19 protein-coding genes, 1 tRNA gene and 4 pseudogenes are annotated in these 18,374 nt (G+C 69.9%); 10 read left to right on the top strand and 14 right to left on the bottom strand.

The features are described 5' to 3' along the window. Positions 1-178: 178 nt before the first annotated feature. Positions 179-523 (top strand): helix-turn-helix transcriptional regulator, encoded by a 345-nt coding sequence (locus tag ACFVIU_RS33260; protein ID WP_385847133.1) that lies wholly within the window; start codon positions 179-181, stop codon positions 521-523. Positions 524-617: 94 nt separating this feature from the next. On the opposite strand, the gene ACFVIU_RS33255 is transcribed toward ACFVIU_RS33260, so the two are convergent. Together ACFVIU_RS33255 and ACFVIU_RS33250 are read right to left on the bottom strand one after the other, a co-directional pair. After that, on the bottom strand, positions 618-1,085 hold the full coding sequence (locus ACFVIU_RS33255) for a tetratricopeptide repeat protein (protein ID WP_385847131.1): 468 nt from the start codon (positions 1,083-1,085) through the stop codon (positions 618-620). 125 nt (positions 1,086-1,210) lie between these two features. After that, positions 1,211-1,777: a Uma2 family endonuclease gene (locus ACFVIU_RS33250; RefSeq protein WP_385847130.1), complete on the bottom strand. Its 567-nt coding sequence runs from the start codon at positions 1,775-1,777 to the stop codon at positions 1,211-1,213. 530 nt (positions 1,778-2,307) lie between these two features. Between ACFVIU_RS33250 and ACFVIU_RS33245 the strand changes: the two are divergent. Beyond that, positions 2,308-2,791, top strand: a pseudogene (locus ACFVIU_RS33245) (DUF5994 family protein). 93 nt (positions 2,792-2,884) lie between these two features. Here the strand turns inward: ACFVIU_RS33245 and ACFVIU_RS33240 are convergent. The 6 genes from ACFVIU_RS33240 to ACFVIU_RS33215 all read right to left on the bottom strand — a co-directional run bounded on the left by ACFVIU_RS33240 (position 2,885) and on the right by ACFVIU_RS33215 (position 7,704). Next, on the bottom strand, positions 2,885-3,232 hold the full coding sequence (locus tag ACFVIU_RS33240) for an STAS domain-containing protein (RefSeq protein WP_385847128.1): 348 nt from the start codon (positions 3,230-3,232) through the stop codon (positions 2,885-2,887). 11 nt (positions 3,233-3,243) lie between these two features. Beyond that, positions 3,244-3,537: a hypothetical protein gene (locus ACFVIU_RS33235; protein ID WP_385847127.1), complete on the bottom strand. Its 294-nt coding sequence runs from the start codon at positions 3,535-3,537 to the stop codon at positions 3,244-3,246. A gap of 10 nt (positions 3,538-3,547) precedes the next feature. Next, entirely contained in the window at positions 3,548-4,249 is a 702-nt protein-coding gene (locus ACFVIU_RS33230; protein WP_385847125.1) for a DUF5994 family protein, read from the bottom strand. 93 nt (positions 4,250-4,342) lie between these two features. Then, the gene (locus ACFVIU_RS33225; protein WP_385847199.1) at positions 4,343-5,461 is read right to left on the bottom strand and encodes an HTTM domain-containing protein; all 1,119 of its coding nucleotides are present in this window, start codon (positions 5,459-5,461) and stop codon (positions 4,343-4,345) included. A 76-nt stretch (positions 5,462-5,537) separates the two neighbouring features. After that, a complete protein-coding gene (locus tag ACFVIU_RS33220) occupies positions 5,538-6,254 on the bottom strand; it encodes a DUF5819 family protein (protein ID WP_385847124.1) in 717 nt (238 codons plus the stop codon). Positions 6,255-6,393: 139 nt separating this feature from the next. Beyond that, complete coding sequence (locus ACFVIU_RS33215) at positions 6,394-7,704, bottom strand: ice-binding family protein (protein WP_385847123.1); 1,311 nt, start codon at positions 7,702-7,704, stop codon at positions 6,394-6,396. A 399-nt stretch (positions 7,705-8,103) separates the two neighbouring features. On the opposite strand from ACFVIU_RS33215, the gene ACFVIU_RS33210 reads away from it, so the two are divergent. Together ACFVIU_RS33210 and ACFVIU_RS33205 are read left to right on the top strand one after the other, a co-directional pair. Further along, positions 8,104-8,976, top strand: coding sequence for a helix-turn-helix domain-containing protein (locus tag ACFVIU_RS33210; protein WP_385847121.1), 873 nt, complete (start codon positions 8,104-8,106; stop codon positions 8,974-8,976). A 177-nt stretch (positions 8,977-9,153) separates the two neighbouring features. Further along, positions 9,154-9,637 (top strand): annotated as a pseudogene (locus ACFVIU_RS33205) (DUF5994 family protein). A 127-nt stretch (positions 9,638-9,764) separates the two neighbouring features. Here the strand turns inward: ACFVIU_RS33205 and ACFVIU_RS33200 are convergent. Further along, positions 9,765-10,004: pseudogene (locus ACFVIU_RS33200) on the bottom strand (SpoIIE family protein phosphatase); the annotation flags it as partial. Further along, positions 9,997-10,143 (bottom strand): annotated as a pseudogene (locus tag ACFVIU_RS33195) (DNA-binding protein); the annotation flags it as partial. The pseudogenes ACFVIU_RS33195 and ACFVIU_RS33200, both read right to left, overlap by 8 nt. 467 nt (positions 10,144-10,610) lie before the next feature. Between ACFVIU_RS33195 and ACFVIU_RS33190 the strand changes: the two are divergent. Beyond that, entirely contained in the window at positions 10,611-10,892 is a 282-nt protein-coding gene (locus ACFVIU_RS33190) for a helix-turn-helix domain-containing protein (RefSeq protein WP_385847120.1), read from the top strand. A 54-nt stretch (positions 10,893-10,946) separates the two neighbouring features. Beyond that, on the top strand, positions 10,947-12,131 hold the full coding sequence (locus ACFVIU_RS33185) for a tyrosine-type recombinase/integrase (protein ID WP_385847119.1): 1,185 nt from the start codon (positions 10,947-10,949) through the stop codon (positions 12,129-12,131). A gap of 176 nt (positions 12,132-12,307) precedes the next feature. Here ACFVIU_RS33185 and ACFVIU_RS33180 read toward each other — a convergent pair whose 3' ends face one another. After that, positions 12,308-12,652, bottom strand: coding sequence for a hypothetical protein (locus ACFVIU_RS33180; protein ID WP_385847118.1), 345 nt, complete (start codon positions 12,650-12,652; stop codon positions 12,308-12,310). 113 nt (positions 12,653-12,765) lie between these two features. Then, positions 12,766-12,838, bottom strand: a tRNA-Arg gene (locus ACFVIU_RS33175). A 287-nt stretch (positions 12,839-13,125) separates the two neighbouring features. Here ACFVIU_RS33175 and ACFVIU_RS33170 point away from each other — a divergent pair. After that, positions 13,126-13,680: a TetR family transcriptional regulator gene (locus ACFVIU_RS33170; RefSeq protein ID WP_385847116.1), complete on the top strand. Its 555-nt coding sequence runs from the start codon at positions 13,126-13,128 to the stop codon at positions 13,678-13,680. 245 nt (positions 13,681-13,925) lie between these two features. Here ACFVIU_RS33170 and ACFVIU_RS33165 read toward each other — a convergent pair whose 3' ends face one another. After that, on the bottom strand, positions 13,926-14,561 hold the full coding sequence (locus ACFVIU_RS33165) for a ScbR family autoregulator-binding transcription factor (protein WP_385847115.1): 636 nt from the start codon (positions 14,559-14,561) through the stop codon (positions 13,926-13,928). 102 nt (positions 14,562-14,663) lie between these two features. Further along, complete coding sequence (locus tag ACFVIU_RS33160; protein WP_385847114.1) at positions 14,664-15,467, bottom strand: response regulator transcription factor; 804 nt, start codon at positions 15,465-15,467, stop codon at positions 14,664-14,666. A gap of 466 nt (positions 15,468-15,933) precedes the next feature. Here ACFVIU_RS33160 and ACFVIU_RS33155 point away from each other — a divergent pair, with 466 nt between their 5' ends. The 3 genes from ACFVIU_RS33155 to ACFVIU_RS33145 form a co-directional block, all read left to right on the top strand. Next, positions 15,934-16,965: a ScbA/BarX family gamma-butyrolactone biosynthesis protein gene (locus ACFVIU_RS33155; protein WP_385847112.1), complete on the top strand. Its 1,032-nt coding sequence runs from the start codon at positions 15,934-15,936 to the stop codon at positions 16,963-16,965. A 34-nt stretch (positions 16,966-16,999) separates the two neighbouring features. Further along, complete coding sequence (locus ACFVIU_RS33150; RefSeq protein WP_385847111.1) at positions 17,000-17,947, top strand: NAD-dependent epimerase/dehydratase family protein; 948 nt, start codon at positions 17,000-17,002, stop codon at positions 17,945-17,947. 53 nt (positions 17,948-18,000) lie between these two features. Continuing rightward, positions 18,001-18,374 (top strand): biotin carboxylase N-terminal domain-containing protein (locus ACFVIU_RS33145; RefSeq protein ID WP_385847110.1); only part of this gene is annotated, 374 nt, incomplete at its 3' end.

Genomic DNA, 18,374 nt, shown 5'->3' with positions numbered 1-18,374 from the left:
ACCGACCTGGTCCGCCCCCTGCGTGGCACCGGCGCTACTCATGAGCTTTGGCATGACGGCCTCCAGGACACCTTCGATGCCCCTTCTCGCTGCGCGCAGCGCGGAGCACGTCGTCAGTTACCGGAAAAGTATGTCATGTATCTGGCTTCGTCAATGAGGGTCCCCTAAAATGCTGGGCATGGTTGGAGTGCCCGAACCTCACAGCGGATGGACGTTCATCACCAGCCACGCGCGCGTACTGGCGGCCATCGCCGACAACCCGAACGTCCGGATCCGCGACATCGCCGCCCGCTGCCGGCTCACGGAGCGCGCCGTCCAGCGCATCATCGCCGATCTCGAGCAGGACGGTTACCTCTCCCACACTCGGGACGGGCGCACGAACACCTACCGCATCGAGTCCGACAAGGTGCTGCGCCATCCGGCAGAAGCCGGCCTCTCCGTGGCCTCCCTGCTGTCCCTGCTCGTGCAGGATGAAACCGATCGGGGCACAGCGCCGGGGCCGACCATGGCGCACACCCCCTGAACCCACCATTGCCCGGCGGAGTGGAGCGCAGCCGGGGCTTGAGGGCCGGCGCGGCGTCTTGCGGCGCACTGCCGGGCAGCCGCCGTCCCTGCGTTCAGTGCGGGTGCGAAACCTGGGCCAGGAGGTCTCTGATCTCCCTCAGTGTCGACCCGACGCTTCCGTCACCGTCCCTGTCGGCGATCTTCTCGAAGTGTTGCGCGGCCGTCTCGAGGTCGCCCCTGCGGCGGGCGAGGATGCCGGCGTAGCGGTTGCCGTGCAGGTGGCCCGGGTACTCCTCCAGAATCCTCGCCACGACGTCTGCGGCCTCCTCGTCCTGCTCCGACTTCATCAGCAGTTCGGCGAGTTCGGGCCGGGGATCGGGCCTGTTGAACCCGTACCGTTCACGCTCGAACTCCGCATACCGCTCGACGGCGCGCCGCAGCCACTCGACGGCCTCCGCCTCGCGCCCGAGACCGCGCAGCGCACGCCCCAAGTGGTACGACGCCTCGACGATGCCCTCGTCCCAGGCCATCACCAGCCATCGTTCCGCCTCGGCATGGCGGCCGTACCGGACCATGCTCATGCCCGCCAGGTAGGCCGGCCGGGCCAGGCCCGTCTTCGCCGCCCGTACGGCTGCCCAGCTCGGCGCCCCGCGCGTACCACTCCTGAGCCCCGGACCGATCCCCTGCCTCCTTCAGCAGTGAGTGGTCAGATCTGGCCGAGGTCGATCTGCACCGGGAAGGGGGCCGCTACCTTGAGGACGCCGGTGAACACGTCTCCGTCCCGGTAGGCCTTCGTCGCGGGGTCGAGGACGTAGGTGTACACGAGAGGAACACCTGTCGCGGCCTGCTCGATCCGCCAGTAGAAGCCGATGCCTGCCTTGGCGTACTGGTCGACCTTCACGATCCGGTCGGTGGTCTCCGATCCTGGTGACACCACCTCCGCGACCAACAGCACGTGCTCCGGGCGGGTGGGGGTGATGTCGATCGTGTCTGCGCGGTACACGATGACGTCCGGGCGGCGATTGGTGAGCGGGACGTCCTGAAGCCGGACGTCGAAGTCAGTGTCGGCGTTCCACTCCGGGCCCGCGGCGGCATCCAGGGCGTTCGCCAGCATCCGCGCGAGCCGGTTGTGCCGCTTGGACGCACTCGGACTCACGACGACCATCCCGTCCACGATCTCGATACCGGCGCACTGGTCCTCGGACCAGGAGTCGTACTCCTCCGCCGTGATCTGCTCATGCATCCACGCCGGGGCCACCATTTCGGCCGTCATGAAGCACCTCCCGGACACTGGGCCGCGGGCCCGATCCCGCTGGGTTCAGCGTACTGTCTGCCGTCCTTCCGGCACGCTGATCTCGCTCACGCCCACTCCCGTCGGCCGACATCGACGGACATGTCTTCGTCGGCAGCTCACGGGCCGCGGGCACGTAGTGGCACGTCCGTGGCACGACCCTCAACAAGGCGAAGGGCCAGCCTGGGAGGACACCCCTCCTGAGCTGGCCCTTCTGTTGGTGCCCCCGGCAGGATTCGAACCTGCGACACCCGCTTTAGGAGTTTTCCCTGGGCGGGGCTGTGACCTGCGGAGATGTCGGTCGGAGTGCGTCTGGCCTGGGAAAACACCACTCCGTAGTTCTCCAGTGTTCACGGGGCTTCCCGACTTCATGTGTGCTGGATCGGTTTCGTCGGGGGCGGGGCGGGAGGGCGGGCGATCTGCGGACGTCGGTGAGTGTGGCGCCAGGAGTAGCGTGGGAGGTGCGGGGCGGGGTCCCGTCGTCGCACCGGCCCTACCGACGGGTGGTCCTCATGACCAGCTCGGACACACCACCTGTTCCCCGGCGTCTGCCCAGTGGCGTCCACGAGGCCGTGCGACCGGGATCTGCGCTTCTGCGGCCTGGAGGCGACCGCATCACGCAGAGGCGTCCTCGACGGCGCGTGGTGGCCGCGCTCGCGCGACATCGGTGCCGAGCTGCCCGCCCTGTTGGGTGCCCTCGTCGCCCACGTCGGCCCCGTGTCGCGTGTGGGGCTGGATGCCGCCGATTGGGAGGGTCTGCCGACGCGTATCGTCGTGGACGACCGGGTGGTGCACATCGACTCCTTCCCGGTCGGTGACGACACGGTCCTGATCACCCGGGGTGACCGGGACATCTTCTCGTTGCTGGTCGTCCCGCCCGACGCGGCACGGGATGCCGCCCGTGCCGCGATGGCCCGGGCGGTCCGGGTGGACAACGTCAGCGACGCGGAACAGATCCTCATCGACACCGGGAGCGGGCGTGGTCCTGTCGGCTGACAGGGCGGCGCGGGGAAAGACGGGCGTACGGCTTGACCGGCGCACCAACGCCTCCCGTCCGGTGGCCCGTTCCCTGGGGTGCTTCTGTCGACGTCAGGCCCGCTGAGGGCGCGCCCCTTTCGGCTTCATCGGGTAGAGCAGACCGTCGGAGCCCGTGTCCATGAGCAGTCGTTCGGTCTGTGCGGATGGGTGGTGCAGCAGGAGGAACGCCTGGGACTCGGCGGCATGCTCGGACACGTCGAGGAAGACGCGCAGGCCGCTGTCGTCACAGCGGTCGACAGTGGTCAGATCGACGTCGATGAGGGTGATGCCGTCCCGAAGACACTGCTCGAGAGCGGCGCGCACCCGGGGCGCGGTGACGGGGTCGATCACACCGGCCAGGGTGACCAGGGCCCGCGCCCCCCGGTCGTGGCGGTAGATGTTCAGCCGCGGAAGAGTCATGACGCCTCGGTTCAGTCGCTCGGATCCTCGGGTGCTCCGGAGCCTGCGTCCACGCCCCGGGATCGCGTCGCCGCGGGCCGGGTGGGTGCCGGGGCGGGGCTGCCGGGTCGCCTGTCGGACGTCCGGACGCCGGCCCAGGGCGCGGGGTGCGGCTGGGGCGCGACACGACCACGGCGACCGGGCCGGGGGGTGCTGTACCGGTACGCCGCGATCCTGTCGGCGTGCTGGAGCCCGAGCCGGTGGATCACGTACGCCGCCACCGCGACGAGGACCAGGAAGGCGACGATCGTCAGGAAGGCGGTCATGGCGGCCACCTCACATACCGACGATCAGCCGGCTGGCCGCCCCCGGCGGACCGGCCTGCCCGGGAACGGCCGCGGGTACCGCCGAGGCGCCGCCCTCGTACTCCCACATGTCGTCCGGGCGCCCTGGCCGGTCGTTGCCCGGGACGTCGTCGAGGGCATCGTCCGCGGCGATGAGCGCGCTCGCGGTCAGCGGCGGCCCGTCGTGCCCGGACGCGGCCGCCATCAGCCGGGCCGCCGACGCCGCCCCGGTCTCGGGCGGAATGACGAGGAGGTCCCAGCGGCCGGTGCCGTACGAGAGCAGCAGCAGCTTGTGGGGGTCGAGTTCCGGGGTGAACCAGCCGGCCTTGACGATGTGCCCGGCCACGGGGATCTTGCGCGGGATGGCAGGCCAGTGCTCGGGGTTGACGGCGATACGGGTGATGCGGCCCCAGAGGGGATCCAGTACGTCCATGAGCGCCGGGAGTTCGTGCAGCAGGTCTCGGGACCTGGGCCACCACGCTCCGTCCAGGAGTCCCCGGGGGCCGTCGGTCTTCAGGGCGAGGCGCGCGGCCGGGGCTGCGGCGGGCTCGGCGTGCGCCAGGGTGGGAAGCAAGGTCGCCGACATGATGCGGACCCGTCTCCGGGCCGCTTCTGCGGCGGCCCGGGTTTCTTCGTTCGCCGGGAACGACCCGGCGTGGAAGCCGGTGTGCGAAATGCCCTCGGTACGGACCACACTACTCCGCGTTCCGTCGCGGTGCGGAGGGGCCGTGTGGCGAGAAGCGCTCACGAGGGGGCGGCCGTTCCCCGATCACGCGTCGCGCGGCTTCTACGGCGCCGTCGTCGAGCCGGACGGTGGCGGACCGGCGTGACCGCTCGCCGGGCGTGACACCGGCCTGTACTCCTCCCGCCCGTCCGGGTGGCCGCCCTGCTGGGGGACGGATCCGAGCCCTGTTCCCCGCTCCGGCGACGGCCCGTCGCATCGACGCGTACCGCGCCGCAGGAGGTGGGGCAGGAACGCGTAGAAGCGGTCGGGAAGGAACACCGCGTCGGCGACGATCATCGTGCCCGAGAAGAGCGGCAGTCCGAGCACCACGGCGATGGCGACGTGCATGCCCAGGAGCACGGTCAGGACCGGGTACTTGAGCCGGCCGAAGAGCACGAACGGAAAGGCGACCTGGGTGAGGACGGTCAGGTAGCCGGCGACCGCCATCGCGAGCGGATACCGGTCCATGGCGTGGGAGAGCGCGGGCCACGGCTGGAAGAGCTCCAGGTTCAGCACGTAGTGCAGGGCGGTGCCGTCGTCCCAGAACGAGCCCTGGACCTTGTACAGACCGGCCGATCCGTACAGGAAGCAGACCTGTGCCGCGATCACGAGGACGCCGCAGTTGTGCACCACGGTGACCAGCGTCCGCCGGGCCGCACGCAGGTCCTGGGCGACGACGTGGCGCGTGCGGGCGACGTCCGTACGCGCCGCTTTGATCCGCGCGCGGCGTGCGTCCAGTGACCAGCACCGACCGCACGCGGTGAGCGTGAGGTAGAGGGCCATCAGCAGCAGGAGATTGTCGCCGCCGTCCGTCATGAAGATCGCCCGGGCGTGGAAGGAGACCACCACGCCCGCGAACAGCACGGACGTGGCCCGGGTCCGCCAGCCCAGCAGGAAGAGCACGGACGTCAGGAGAGCCAGCGCATAGCAGAGTTCGAAGTAGGCGCGGCTGTCCGACAGGAGCAGGAAGCTCCACCAGCCCGTCTGGTCGAAGAGCTGCGCCGCCAGTGAGGGTGTCCACGGGGAGCCGGGACCCCAGATCTCGTCCCGGTGGGGGAACTCCCGGAGGAGGAAGGCCAGGTAGAGCAGCCCGTACCCGATCCGCAGGACCGATGTGGCGTACAGGGACACGGGACGGCCGGTGAGGAGGTCCCAGATGCCGTCGGCCCGGGCGAGGAGCAGACGGTGGACGCGGGCCCACGCGCCGTCCTCGGACCCGCCCGGTACGGCCGTGTCGGCCGGGAGGTCGCGGACCTTCTCACTTCCCACGGGGGGTCACCTTCCACCAGGGCAGGAGCCGGTTCTCCACCGGCTCGGGGGGCCGCCGGCCGGCCGCCGTGCCAGGCGCGACGACGGGCGAGGTGACGACCCGGAGCTGGATGAACTCGAACGTGCCCGCGCGCCGACCGGCGACGCGGTCCGCGGCGATGTTGCTCAGGTACGTCTGCATCATCACGGCCCGGGGAGAGCGTGCCCTGTCGTCCGCGCCGTGTGTGTCGACGTAGGAGGTCCAGGCACGGCGCAGGAGGTTCTGCGCCGTGTGGCTGGGAAACGGGTCGTGTGCGACGGCGGCACGGTCCAGGGCGGTCAGGTCGATCCAGGGGCTGACCCGCGCTGAGCCGTCGGGCCCACTGTGCGCGGTCCTGGCCCACACCCTGCGGTTGACGGAGTCGGGGTTGGGGGCGAACAACTGCCAGTTCTGCTCGAAAAGGGGATACACCCACGCGACGACCTGCCGGCTGTACCGCTGTGAGACGGGGTTGGGAGGTGCCACGTGGAGGAAGACGGCACCGAGATGCACCAGGGTCGTCACCAGGCACACGAGGACGGCACCGCGCAGGCCCGCTCTCAGGGCCCTGGCACCCCGGACCCGCTCGCCGGGCGGACCGGCGTCCGTTCTCCGTTCCCCCGGCGGCGAGCCGCCATCGGTCCGTCGGTGTTCCTTCACGCGTGCCGCGTCAGTTCCGCTCGACACCGCCCACCTTGCTTTCTCGTGTTCCGCCGCCCGGCGTCACAGGCTGTTCGTCCACCGGCAGCGGCAGCGGCGGCGTGCGGCGGGTTCGAGAGGTCCCGCCGCACGCCGTCATCCGCGGTACGGACCCGCGATCCGCCGACTAGCTCTCGTGGTCTTCCTGACCGTCGGACTTGGGCGCGTTGCCGTAGCCGTAGTTGCCGTAGTCGTTGCCGTAGTCGTTGCCGTAGTCGTGGCCGTTGTCGTCGCCAGGCCGATCACCCTGGCCGTGGTCCGGCTTGCCCGGCGCGCCCTGGTGGTCCTCGCCTGGTTTGCGGTGGTGTTCGTACCCACCACCGACGTCCGGTCCGCCGTGTTCGCCGGGCCTGCCGTGGTGTTCGCCGGGCCGGCCGCCGCCGTGCTGGCCGGCGGTGTTCCCGGCCGTGTTGCCCGCGGTGTTCCCCGAGGTGTTCCCCTTGGTGACGTTGTTGCCGGCGGTGTTGCCCGCGGTGTTCCCGGAGGTGCCGCCGCCCGTCACGTTGACGATCGGCCCGCCCAGGAGACCACCGCTGACCAGGCCGCCGCTGACCAGGCCCCCGCCGATCGCACCGGCGGTGGTGCCGGTCGTCGATCCGGTCGTGGTGCCCGTCGTCGTGCCGGTCGTGGTACCGGTCGTCGTTCCTGTCGTCGTACCGCTGGTGGTGCCGGTGGTCGTGCCGCCGGTCGTTCCGGTCGAGCAGGAGTTGAGGAAGATCCGGTTGGTGTCGAGCGTCACGGCGCCGTTGCGGGCCAGCGCCCGGCCCTCGATGTTGGTCCCTGTGGTCACGTGGATGTCCGTCAGGGCCATGATGGTGCCCACGAAGGTGGAGTTCGTCCCGAGGGTGGCCGAACTCCCGATCTGCCAGTAGACGTTGCACGCCGAGGCGCCGTTGGTCAGAAGCACGCGGCTGGAGGAGGCCGTCGTCAGGGCCTCCGGAATCTGGAACACCCACACGGAGTTCGGGTTTCCTCCGGCGTCCAGGATCAGATCGCCGGTGATGCCGACACCCGAGGTGGCGGTGTAGACGCCCGGAAGCAGCGTCGTGCCGTTCCCGATGCCCGCTGCGAGTGCGAAGTCCGTGGCCTGACCTGCCGCGTTGTTGTACGCGGTGACCAGGTCGGACTTGGCCTGAGCCGCCACGGCGTCGGCGGCGTGCACGGCGCCGAGCACCTCGCCGGGCGGGAAGCCGGTGATGGCCGGGTTCGGGTACGTCCCGAGGTCGTGACTGATCACCGTGGGGCCGGTGTTGGTGACTCCCGCGCCCGCCAGGACGGAGAAACTCGCCGCCGTGGCCAGCGGTACCGGCGTGGCGATGGCGACTGCCTGGGCGGGCGACAGGACGACCATCGCGGCGGCGACCGTGGCGGCGAGAGCTGAGGCCAGCAAGCCCGGCAGGGAGCGCGGGCGAGCCGTCTCAGGGATTTTCAGCTTCATCAAGAGGCCATTTCCTGTGGGGGCCGTGGCGTGCCGGGCTGCAACCGAACGCCCGGAGAGCCGTGATCTGGTGGTGCATATTACGGAGGAATCTTTCTGAGCCCGCGACAATAGAAGTGCGTTTCTGGTTTTCGAGCGTTCAGCTCTGGCGTGCGGCGCAATATTGCGGAATACGTACTTATTGATTATTTGGTGATAGCGATTGGTTGCGCGGACGAACTCCCGGGACCGCGCGAGGTGATCCCGCACATGCGGACGCACGTGAAAGCGGCACATGACGACGTCACGATCCGGTTTGGCCGGTGCCCGGGCGCGATGGTATGGCGGGTGATCAACATCGCTTTCCGCGTGGCAGTCTGCGGAACAGAACGATGACGTGAACCCGGAGGTACCCCGCCCGTGGCGGCGCACATCAATCCCACCGTCAGGAGACGTCGCCTGGGGGCCGAACTGCGTCGGCTTCGCCAGGCCAGTGGACTGAAGAGCACGGAAGTGGCCGAGCGGCTGATGATCTCCCAGCCCAAGATCAGTCACCTGGAGAACGGCCGCCGCGCAATCAGTCCCCGTGACGTGCGCGACCTGTGCGCGCTGTACGGGGTGTCGGACCAGAAGGCCGTCGACGCGTTGATGGAGATGGCGAGGGAATCCGGCACACGGGGGTGGTGGCATGCCTACGGCGACATTCCCCAGAGCGTCTACATCGGCCTGGAGACGGACGCCGCCTCGGTCCACGCCTTCGAGCCCCTGGTGATCCCGGATCTTTTGCAGACCCCCGCTTACGCCCATGCGGTCATCGAGGAATCGATTCCCCGGCTCACGGCCCGGCAGGCAGCCGCACGGCTGAAGGTGCGGCTGCGCCAGCAGCACCGGATCTACGACCCGGCGGGCCCGTTGCGCTTCCGGGCTGTCCTGGACGAATCGGTCCTGCGCCGTGCCGTCGGCTCTCCCGACATCATGCGGGAGCAACTCGAACACCTGAACGCGCTCGGCGCGGAGCCCAACGTCACCGTGCAGGTCCTCCCCTTCACGGGCGGCGCTCATCCGGGCCTGTCGGGGCGGTTCTCCCTTGTGAGGTTCGCCGACGGTCCCGCGGGGGCGGTGGTCTACCTGGAACGGTTCACCAGCGACCTCTACCTGGAGAAGCCGTCCGACGTGCGGCCCTATGACGTGATGTACGCCCATCTCCAGGCCCGGGCCCTGGACCCGGTCAGCAGCCGCCGTTTCATCACCGACGCCGTCAAGTGGCACGTCGGAGCGGCGAACCGTCCCTGACCACCCCTCGGACCAGGACTCGTACGCCTCCGCCGTGACCTGCTGGATCGGTTTCGTCGGGGGCGGGGCGGGAGGGCGGGCGATCTGCGGACGTCGGTGAGTGTGGCGCCAGGAGTAGCGTGGGAGGTGCGGGGCGGGGTCCCGTCGTCGCACCGGCCCTACCGACGGGTGGTCCTCATGACCAGCTCGGACACACCACCTGTTCCCCGGCGTCTGCCCAGTGGCGTCCACGAGGCCGTGCGACCGGGATCTGCGCTTCTGCGGCCTGGAGGCGACCGCATCACGCAGAGGCGTCCTCGACGGCGCGTGGTGGCCGCGCTCGCGCGACATCGGTGCCGAGCTGCCCGCCCTGTTGGGTGCCCTCGTCGCCCACGTCGGCCCCGTGTCGCGTGTGGGGCTGGATGCCGCCGATTGGGAGGGTCTGCCGACGCGTATCGTCGTGGACGACCGGGTGGTGCACATCGACTCCTTCCCGGTCGGTGACGACACGGTCCTGATCACCCGGGGTGACCGGGACATCTTCTCGTTGCTGGTCGTCCCGCCCGACGCGGCACGGGATGCCGCCCGTGCCGCGATGGCCCGGGCGGTCCGGGTGGACAACGTCAGCGACGCGGAACAGATCCTCATCGACACCGGGAGCGGGCGTGGTCCTGTCGGCTGACAGGGCGGCGGAGCCCGTCCCTCGGGATGCTCCGGTCGACTCACCCCGCTGAGGCGGCCCCCTGCCGGCCTCACCGGGTGGAACGGACCACGAAGCCCGTGTCCTTGAGCAGCCGCTCGGTCTGCGGTCAGCCGCGCCACTCCACCATGAGCAGCGTCGCGTCGTCGCTGGTCCGTCCGCCCCGTGCCCGCTTGAGCGTGTGGGACAGCGAGCGCGTCACCGCCCGGATGCCGCGGCCGGTCCTCTCCAGCCGGTTCACACAGTCGATCAGCTGGTCCTCCCCGAACTCCTCCCCGCCGCTCTTGTGTTCCTCGACCACTCCGTCGGTGAAGCAGAGGACTCGGTCCCCGGGCACCAGCCCCAGTTCCCCGGTACTTCCACTGGTAGAGGGTCTTCACCGGCACCCCGAGATAGGCAGCGACTTCCGCCGGAGTGGCCAACGGGCCGCGCCGGGCAGCGTCGGCGGAGGAAGGGGCGTTCGCGCTGCGGAGAGAGGTATTCGGCACAGGGCTCCTTTTCGGTCTTGGACAACGTGCCTGGACAACACAGCCACACCATCCGGAGAAAAGTCCAGAGTTGTTTCTGAAACTCTGTACTGCTTCTCTCGGTGTGGCCGGTGAGACGAGAACAGTAAGGCTGGATCCCCGGTTGCCGAAATCGCTCCCGCAGAACATAAAATGTTTTGCGGCGAAGCGGTCGGTAGAGGTGCCGGAATCCGATACCCTCGCAGCTCAGAGGTAGCTCGGAGCGGCCAGATGCCACTCGCAGGGCTCGCTGGATAGTTCGGCTGATACCTGCTTAAATCACCCATCTTTGCGACGCGATGGGAAGGTAGCACGGCGTCCTCGATGAAACGGCTCGTGATGTGCCGGAATTCGATGAGAGGAACGCCACTCGGTCCCGGGATGACTTTTGTAGAGTTTAAGAACCAACTCTTGCCATAGCATCCGGTCGCAAGTTACAGCTAACTGTCATGGCAACCCGACCTGTAGAAATAGGCCCCGCCGGCCTTCACACCGTCCGCGCCATCGAGCGCCTACGCCTCGTACGCGGGCTGACTCAGCACCAACTCGCAGCCCGTTGCACCGCACTGGGCCGCCCGATGACCAATACCGCGCTCAGCCGCACCGAACGCGGCCGTCGCCGGTGCGACATCGACGACCTCGTCGCCATAGCCACCGCGCTCGGTACCCCTCCCACGACCCTGCTCCTGCCGCTCCCCTCGGCGTCCAGCGACGACCGGAGGGGGTGCTAGTTGGCACGAGTCTGGATTGAGGACCGCATAGGGCACGTGGCGTATGCGGGGGCCGTGGCGAAGGCCAAGCGGGCGGGTCGTACGCCACCGGGGCGCTACCGCGTGCGCTGGTACGGCCCCGACGGCAAGCCGAAGATGAAGACCTTCGCCCGCAAGGTCGACGCCGAGATCGAGCGGACGAGGATGGAGTCCCGACTCAACGACGGCTCCTACCGTGATCCTGCCGCCGCGCGCGTGAAATTTGCCGAGGTGGCGGAGTCCTGGCTGGCCGCGCAGATCCACCTCAAGCGCTCCACCCGGGCTCGATACCGAGGCGTCCTCGACGTCCATGTGATCCCCAAATGGGGCACCACTCCGCTGGACCGCATCCACTTCGAGGACATCGCCGAGTGGCTCGCGGACCTGTTGTCCGGCGAGGCGACCGGCGGCAGGAAGCTCAGCCCCCGCTCGGTCCGCAAGGCGTACGTCGTCCTCAGCCGCGTTCTCGGCTACGCGGTCAAGGCTCGTCGTCTGGCGGTCAACCCGGCTGTCGGCGTGCCCTTGCCGAAGGCGGCGCCGGCCGACCACGTGTACCTCGATGACATGCAGGTCGACGCGCTGGCCAACGCGTCAGGTGCCTACCGGGTGTTCATCCTGCTGCTGGCCTACACCGGCCTGCGCTGGGGCGAGGCGTCCGCCCTGAAGGTGGGCCGCGTCGACCTCGACGCCTGCAGGGCCCACATCATCGAGGCGTACGCCGAGGACAACGGCAAGCTCTACCTCGACACCCCCAAGAACCACGAGCGCCGGTCCGTACCGATCCCGCGGTTCCTGGCCGAGGAGCTGAAGCCCCACGTCCAGGGGCGGGCAGACGAGGAGTTGCTCTTCACCGCCCCGCAGAGCGGACCGCTGCGGGCCCGTAACTTCCGTCAGCGGTTCTTCGCGTCGGCGGTCGTGAAGGCCGGGCTGGGGCACCTTAATGTCACCCCGCACAAGCTGCGGCACACGGCGGCTTCGCTGGCCATCGCAAGCGGCGCGGACGTCAACGTCGTACAGACGATGCTGGGCCATAAGTCCGCGACCCTGACGTTGGACACGTATGGCCATCTCTTTCCCGACCGCCTGGACGAGGTCTCGAAGAAGATGCACAAGCGCCGTTCCAAGCAACTGGCCAAGGCGAAGGCCAAGCTGGAGAAGGCGGAGAAGAAGGCCCGCAAGGCCGCCGAGGAGGTGGCCGCCCTGGAGGACGATGCAGCGTGATGTGGGTCTGATCCGGGCCGGGGAGCCGCAACACAAGGGGCCGCGCCCCCCCCCCCCGCGGGGGGGGGCGCCCCGCCCCCCCCCCACCCCCCACTCTGGACCCGCGGGCGCGGGCGCGCACCCCCCCGCCGCGCCGGGCGGGGGGGGGCGGCCCCTTGCGTCACCCTCGACTCAGGTCATTCGCGCGGTCGCCGGCTCTCCCGCCGGGCTCGGTCGATCGCAGCAGCGGTCTCGTCGCCGGCCAGCCGCTCGATCTCCTCAGGTACCTTCCGCTCGTCCAGCACGAAGAGCCGGTCACCGACAAGACGGGTGGTGGTCTTCCAGCCGAGACGACGTCCCGCTTCCCGAGCGGCATGCCGGACGTCCTTGAGGTCGCCCAACTCCGCAAGATCGTCGCCACTCAGGATCAGCTGACCGTGGTAGCCCGGGAACTGCGGCTTAAGAGCTGCCCGCATCATGGATTCGAGCCGGTCGATCAGCTTCTCGTACCGGCGCCGGGCCAGCTCATCCCTGACGGCCATCCTGCACAGCTCCCCACCATCCGCGCGCACGGCATGTGTGCCATATGTGTGCTGCAAGCGCAGAAGCCCTCCCGTCCGCTGGACGGAAGGGCGCCTGACCTGGTGTTTCTCTGTGCCCCCGGCAGGATTCGAACCTGCGACACCCGCTTTAGGAGAGCGGTGCTCTATCCCCTGAGCTACGAAGGCGGCTGTGGTCGGCGGTCCGTGGGGACCGCTGTTCCGCCGTCAGTGTAGCGGGTGGGTCGGGGGGGAGGGTGGAAGGGCGGGTAACGAACAAGTCTGTCTGGTTTCAACTAGAGCGCCTCTCGCGCCGTAGACGAGTTCCGGTAGATTTCCGGCCTCTTCGACATCAAGTTGCCAACGGGCTGTCACAAAAAACAGGCTGGGTTGTATGATTCCACTGTGTCGCTGGTCTCGGGCCTGCGGTGCCCACATGTTGGTCACATCTTTGGTGGGAAGGCAGGTGCAGCCTGATGCAGACTCGGTCGGAACAGACCCGTCAGGCTCTCGTCCGGGCCACGGCCGAGCTGATCGCGGACGGCCCGCTCGCCGAGGCCGGGCTGGTGAACATCTGTCGCCGGGCCGGGGTGACCAGGGGGGCGCTGTATCACCACTTCCCCTCCATAGCGGCGCTCGCGGCCACCGTGTACGAGGCGGCCCGTGACCGGGTTCTCGCGTTGACGGAGAAGGCCTTCGACGGGCCGGCGGAGGACGCCCCCGAGCGCTATCTCGTGGCGCTGGGCGCGGCGTTGCGGGCGGAGACGATCGTCCGCGCGGGCATGCAGCTCGCCGTGGACGGGTCCGCCGGGCCGCCCCGGCTGCGCGACGACATGCTGGCCCTGGTCCATCAGCGGGTCGAGGAAGGGTGTCAGGACGCCGCGTTCGCGGCGGCGGACCTCGCCGATCTCGCCGTGGTCGTCGCCGCGGGGCTGGAATCGCTCGGGCGCAGCGACGTCGGCTGGTGGGACGCCAAGACCTCGCAGCGCCTCTGGGAGCTCCTGCGCCCCCTCTTCCGTCAGGTGAAGTAGGAAGAGAGGGAAGAAAAGGGGAGGGTGGGGGAGGGGCCGCAAGGCCCCGGGTGGCTTCCCCGGGCCCCCGATGGGTCCCGGCCCACGAGAGGACTGTCCCGGGCAGTCGTGTGAGTGTCCCCGGGCAGCTGTGGGAGGCCCCGGCAGTCGTGTGAGTGTCCCCAGGCAGCCGTGGGAGGCCCCGGCAGTCGTACGAATGCCCCGGCAGCCCTAGGCGCCGGCCGCGCGTAGGCGCCCGCCCGGGTTCACGCCTCCAGGGCGATTTCCGGCACCGCCGCCGGCAGCGGCGTCGTGCGCAGGCGGCCGATCAGGCCGGGGATGACCAGGCCCGGCAGCAGGAAGCGCCAGAAGACGCCGATGCGCTCGGGCAGGTCCTGTCGCTTGCTGTATGCCTGGGACATGATCTGGAGTCCGGTGAAGCAGCCGACGATCGTCGCTGCGGCCTCCCGGACGTCGACGCCCGGGAGCAGCTCCCCGCGCTCCGCGGCCTGGCCCAGCAGCTCGGTGATGGCCGTCTTGGACTGCTCGTAGGCCGTTTCCGGCGGGCAGGAGAGGGAGGTCTGCTCCACCGTCAGGCGGACGGCGGCGCGCAGGACCGGATCGTGCTGGAGGCCCTGGGCGAACTGGAGGGTCAGGTCGATGACGCTCTGGATCCGGATCGGCTGGTCCGGCGCGCCCAGGGCCTCGGCGTGCGCGTCGATCAGAGCCAGGGCGATCGCTTCCTTGGAGGGGAAGTGGTGATAGAGCGAGCCGCGGGTGAGCCTGGTCCGGGCCAGGATCTCGTTGGTGCTCGCCGCGTCGTAGCCGCGCTCGTCGAACACCTGGGCGGCGGCCTCCAGGATCGAGCGCCGGGATCGCTTGCCGCGTTCCTGTTGTGCCATGGTGCCGCATCCTTACCCGTGATCTAACAGACTTGTCTGTATAGTATCGGCAAAGGTCGGCTGTGTAATACACCTTTGCCCGAGGGGTGGGGCGACCAGGGATTATGGGTGGCCGAGGCGGAAGCCGACGCCGCGTACGGTCGTGATCCACTCGCTGGAGCCGAGCTTGCCGCGCAGCGTGCTGACGTGGGTGTCCACCGTGCGGCCCTGCGGCGACCATGCGTCGTCCCAGACCTGGGCCATGATCTGCCGCCGCGGTACGACCTTGCCGGGCTGCGAGGCGAGCAGGTACAGCAGGTCGAACTCCTTGCGGGTGAGGTCCACCCGCCGGCCGTCCAGCGTGGCGACCCGTGCGCTCGCGTCGATCCGCAGGGCGCCGTGGTGGATGATCCGCGCCGGGGCGGGGCGCGGCCGGGCGCGGCGCATCACCGCCTCCATCCGGGCCAGCAGCTCGCGGAAGCCGTACGGCTTGACCATGTAGTCGTCGGCGCCGGCCTGGAGGCCGAGGACCCGGTCGAGTTCCGAGTCGCGTGCGGTGACGGCGATGACCGGCAGGTCGCTGATCGCCCGGATGCTGCGGCAGACCTCCAGGCCGTCCAGGTCGGGCAGGTCGAGGTCGAGCAGCACCAGGTCGGCGTCCTGGTGGGCGCGCAGGGCCTCGGCGCCGGTGGCCGCGCGCTGGGTGCTGTGCCCCTGCCGGACCAGGCCCTTGAGGAGGGTCTCGGCGGCTCGGGCGTCGTTCTCCACCACGAGCACGCGCAGGGCTCCCTCGTTGGCCGCGGGCTGGGGGCCGGCGGCAGCCTGCGCGGGGAACGGGCGCCGCGGCGGCTGGACGGCGGCCTGCGGGCGGTAGGGCTGGCGGCGCTCCGTCGTCGGCTCGAGTAGATCCACGGTCTGCCGATCCATGTGCTCCTCCTGGGACATCACAGTCACGTCATGACCGGATGGTCAACGCTCACAAGCATCACGGTACCAAACAGACTTGTCTGATTGTCAACGGTTCTTGTGGGTAGCGCTGCAAGGTTTGACCTTGTGCCGCTTGGCCTGCGGTGATGGACAATTACTCCCATGCGCTGGGCAGTTGGCGCGTTATTGGCGGCCGTCGGTCGTGTCCGGTCGAGGGGGGTTTGGGGTGTCGGGTGGACCGGCAACCGTACATGCCTGCCTGTTTCGCTTGGGGGCGTGGGCAGACCGGGGCAATACATGGTGAACCGGGGAAGCGGAAGTGTGCCGTCCATGTGCGAATCAAAAATTTACTTGAAAAAACGAACTGACCTGTCTGTATCTTTGGGATCGCAGAAAGTCGGCTGCGGGGGGAATCCGGCGTACGGCCTGCTGCCCCCTGCCCCGGTCACTGACAGGAGCGCTGCACATGTCGTACACCGACCAGAGATCCAGCACATCCACCCTGCCCGACCCGGATCCGCATCCTGGCAGGCCCGCCCGCGGGCTGACCAGCACGGTCCCCCGTGAGTACGTCCACCGCGCCGCCGTGTCGGAAGTCTTCCTGACGGGCTGGGAAGTGGACGCGACCCCGGCCACCGACCGGGCCGAGGCCTTCACGGTGCGCGCCCAGTGGCCCCGCAGCCACGCCCTCTTCGCCCGCGAGGACGGCTACCAGGACCCCATGCTCCTGGTGGAGTCGGTCCGGCAGATCGGCTCGCTCCTCGCCCACGCCGAGTTCGGCGTCCCCTTCGGGCACCAGTTCCTGCTGGCGGACATCTCCTGCACCACCGCGCCGGACCTGCTCGTCGCCGGGGTCGTGCCCACGGAGGTCGAACTGCGCACCGTCTGCCGGGACATCGTCCGCAGAAACGGTTCGCTGTGCGGGATGCGCTACGACGTCACCGTGCTGCGCGACGGCCGGGAACTGGCCACCGCCGGCGCGTCCTTCCGCTGCATGAGCCCCGGCGTGTACCGGCGGGTGCGCGGCGACCGGGCGGCGGCGTACACCCCGGCCCCGCGGCCCGCCCCGCCGACGCTCGCCCCGTCCGCCGTGGGCCATGTCAGCGCCCGGCACGTCGTCCTCGCCGAGCCCGCACCCGGCGAGCGGAACCGCTGGGAGCTGTCGGTGGACACCGCCCACCCCACCTACTTCGACCACCCCGTGGACCACGTCCCCGGCATGGTGCTGCTGGAGGCCGCCCGGCAGGCCGCGCACGCCGCCTCGGGCCGGCCCGACGCCCTGGTGCTCGGCCTGCGCGGCGAGTTCGCGCGGTACGCCGAACTGGACGCACCCTGCTGGATCGAGGCCCACCCCGAGCCGTGCGGCGACACCGACGACGTACGGGTCACCGTGCGCGGCACCCAGCACGACCGGACCCTCTTCACCGCGGAGCTGACCGTCGGCTCCCGTACCTCGAACAACCCGGCCACCGCCGCCCGTACCGCCCGCACCGCCTGACACACTGAGCCGATCGCATTCGGGGGAATTGCGCATGCTCACCATCCTGATCACCGGCGCGTCCGGCTTCGTCGGCCGGCATGTCGCCCGCGCCGCAGGACGCCAGCGGGCCGCCCTACGGCTCATGTCGTACCGCCGTCCCGTCTCCTGCCCCGGCCCCGCGTCCGGCTCCCACTCCGGGGTCCGGGTCGTCCAGGCCGATCTCGCCGACCCCGCCAGCCTGCGCGGCGTGTGCGACGGCGTGGACGTGCTCATCCACTGCGCCGCCCAGATCGGCGGCAGCGTCGAGGCCAACGAGGCCGTCAACGCCCGCGGCAGCACCGCCCTGATGGCGGAGGCGCGCCGCGCGGGCGTCTCCCGCATCGTGCAGCTCAGCACCGCCTCCGTGTACGGCCGCGGCACCTATGTCGGCAGCCGGCCCGAGCAGCTCACCCGCAATCCCGGCTCGCCCACCTCCCGCACCCGTGCCATCGCCGAGGACGCCGTCCTCTCGGCGGGCGGCATCGTGCTGCGGCCCCATCTCGTCTACGGCGAGGGCGACAGCTGGGTGGGCCCGGGCCTGACCCGCCTCCTGCGCACGCTGCCCGGCACCGTGGCCGGCTGGCCCGCCCTCATGTCGGTGATCGCCGTGTCGGAGCTGGCCGAACTGCTGCTGGCCACCGCCCTCGCACCCGCCTCCGCCCTGACCGCGTCCGTCTACCACGCCGGGCACCCGGTTCCCGTCACCGCCCACCGCGTCCTGCGCGCCGTCGCCGAGTGCACCGGGACCCCCTGGCCGGACCGTGACCTCACGCCGGACGAGGCCCGTGCGATGCTCGCCGGGGACGCCCGGTCGACCGCGGTGCTCGACATGCTGACGACCGACCACTTCTTCGACTGCGCGCCGCTCTGGTGCGCCCTGGGCCGGGTGCCCCGCGACGGTTTCGAGACCGCTTTCCAGCATGCCGCGCCCTGGTACCGCGCGTCCCTCCAGGCAGCCTGAAGCCTCGGTACGTCATGAACGCAGTCAACACACGAGTCAGGAGTAGGAACATCGTGCGCAAGGTGCTCATCGCCAACCGTGGCGAAATCGCTGTCCGCGTGGCCCGGGCCTGCCGGGACGCCGGGATCGCGAGCGTGGCCGTCTACGCGGACCCGGACCGGGATGCTGTGCATGTCCGCGCGGCGGATGAGGCGTTCGCCCTGGGCGGTGACACCCCGGCCACCAGTTACCTGGTCATCGACAAGATCCTGAACGCGGCCCGGGAGTCCGGCGCGGACGCCGTCCACCCCGGCTACGGGTTCTTGTCGGAGAACGCCGAGTTCGCCCAGGCGGTCCTGGACGCGGGCCTGATCTGGATCGGGCCGCCCCCGCAGGCCATCCGCGACCTCGGCGACAAGGTCGCAGCCCGGCATATCGCGCAGCGGGC

The organism is Streptomyces sp. NPDC127190, from assembly GCF_042672505.1.
Taxonomy (GTDB): Bacteria; Actinomycetota; Actinomycetes; order Streptomycetales; family Streptomycetaceae; genus Streptomyces.
Note: the sequence above shows the minus strand (reverse complement) of the source record. Positions and strands in the feature narration are given on the sequence as shown.

Coding starts and splice junctions, on each gene's coding strand:
- ACFVIU_RS33260 (WP_385847133.1), top strand. CDS start 179: ATGGTTGGAGTGCCCGAACCTCACAGCGGATGGACGTTCATCACCAGC.
- ACFVIU_RS33255 (WP_385847131.1), bottom strand. CDS start 1,085: ATGAGCATGGTCCGGTACGGCCGCCATGCCGAGGCGGAACGATGGCTG.
- ACFVIU_RS33250 (WP_385847130.1), bottom strand. CDS start 1,777: ATGACGGCCGAAATGGTGGCCCCGGCGTGGATGCATGAGCAGATCACG.
- ACFVIU_RS33240 (WP_385847128.1), bottom strand. CDS start 3,232: ATGACTCTTCCGCGGCTGAACATCTACCGCCACGACCGGGGGGCGCGG.
- ACFVIU_RS33235 (WP_385847127.1), bottom strand. CDS start 3,537: ATGACCGCCTTCCTGACGATCGTCGCCTTCCTGGTCCTCGTCGCGGTG.
- ACFVIU_RS33215 (WP_385847123.1), bottom strand. CDS start 7,704: ATGAAGCTGAAAATCCCTGAGACGGCTCGCCCGCGCTCCCTGCCGGGC.
- ACFVIU_RS33190 (WP_385847120.1), top strand. CDS start 10,611: ATGGCAACCCGACCTGTAGAAATAGGCCCCGCCGGCCTTCACACCGTC.
- ACFVIU_RS33180 (WP_385847118.1), bottom strand. CDS start 12,652: ATGGCCGTCAGGGATGAGCTGGCCCGGCGCCGGTACGAGAAGCTGATC.
- ACFVIU_RS33170 (WP_385847116.1), top strand. CDS start 13,126: ATGCAGACTCGGTCGGAACAGACCCGTCAGGCTCTCGTCCGGGCCACG.
- ACFVIU_RS33165 (WP_385847115.1), bottom strand. CDS start 14,561: ATGGCACAACAGGAACGCGGCAAGCGATCCCGGCGCTCGATCCTGGAG.
- ACFVIU_RS33160 (WP_385847114.1), bottom strand. CDS start 15,467: ATGGATCGGCAGACCGTGGATCTACTCGAGCCGACGACGGAGCGCCGC.
- ACFVIU_RS33155 (WP_385847112.1), top strand. CDS start 15,934: ATGTCGTACACCGACCAGAGATCCAGCACATCCACCCTGCCCGACCCG.
- ACFVIU_RS33150 (WP_385847111.1), top strand. CDS start 17,000: ATGCTCACCATCCTGATCACCGGCGCGTCCGGCTTCGTCGGCCGGCAT.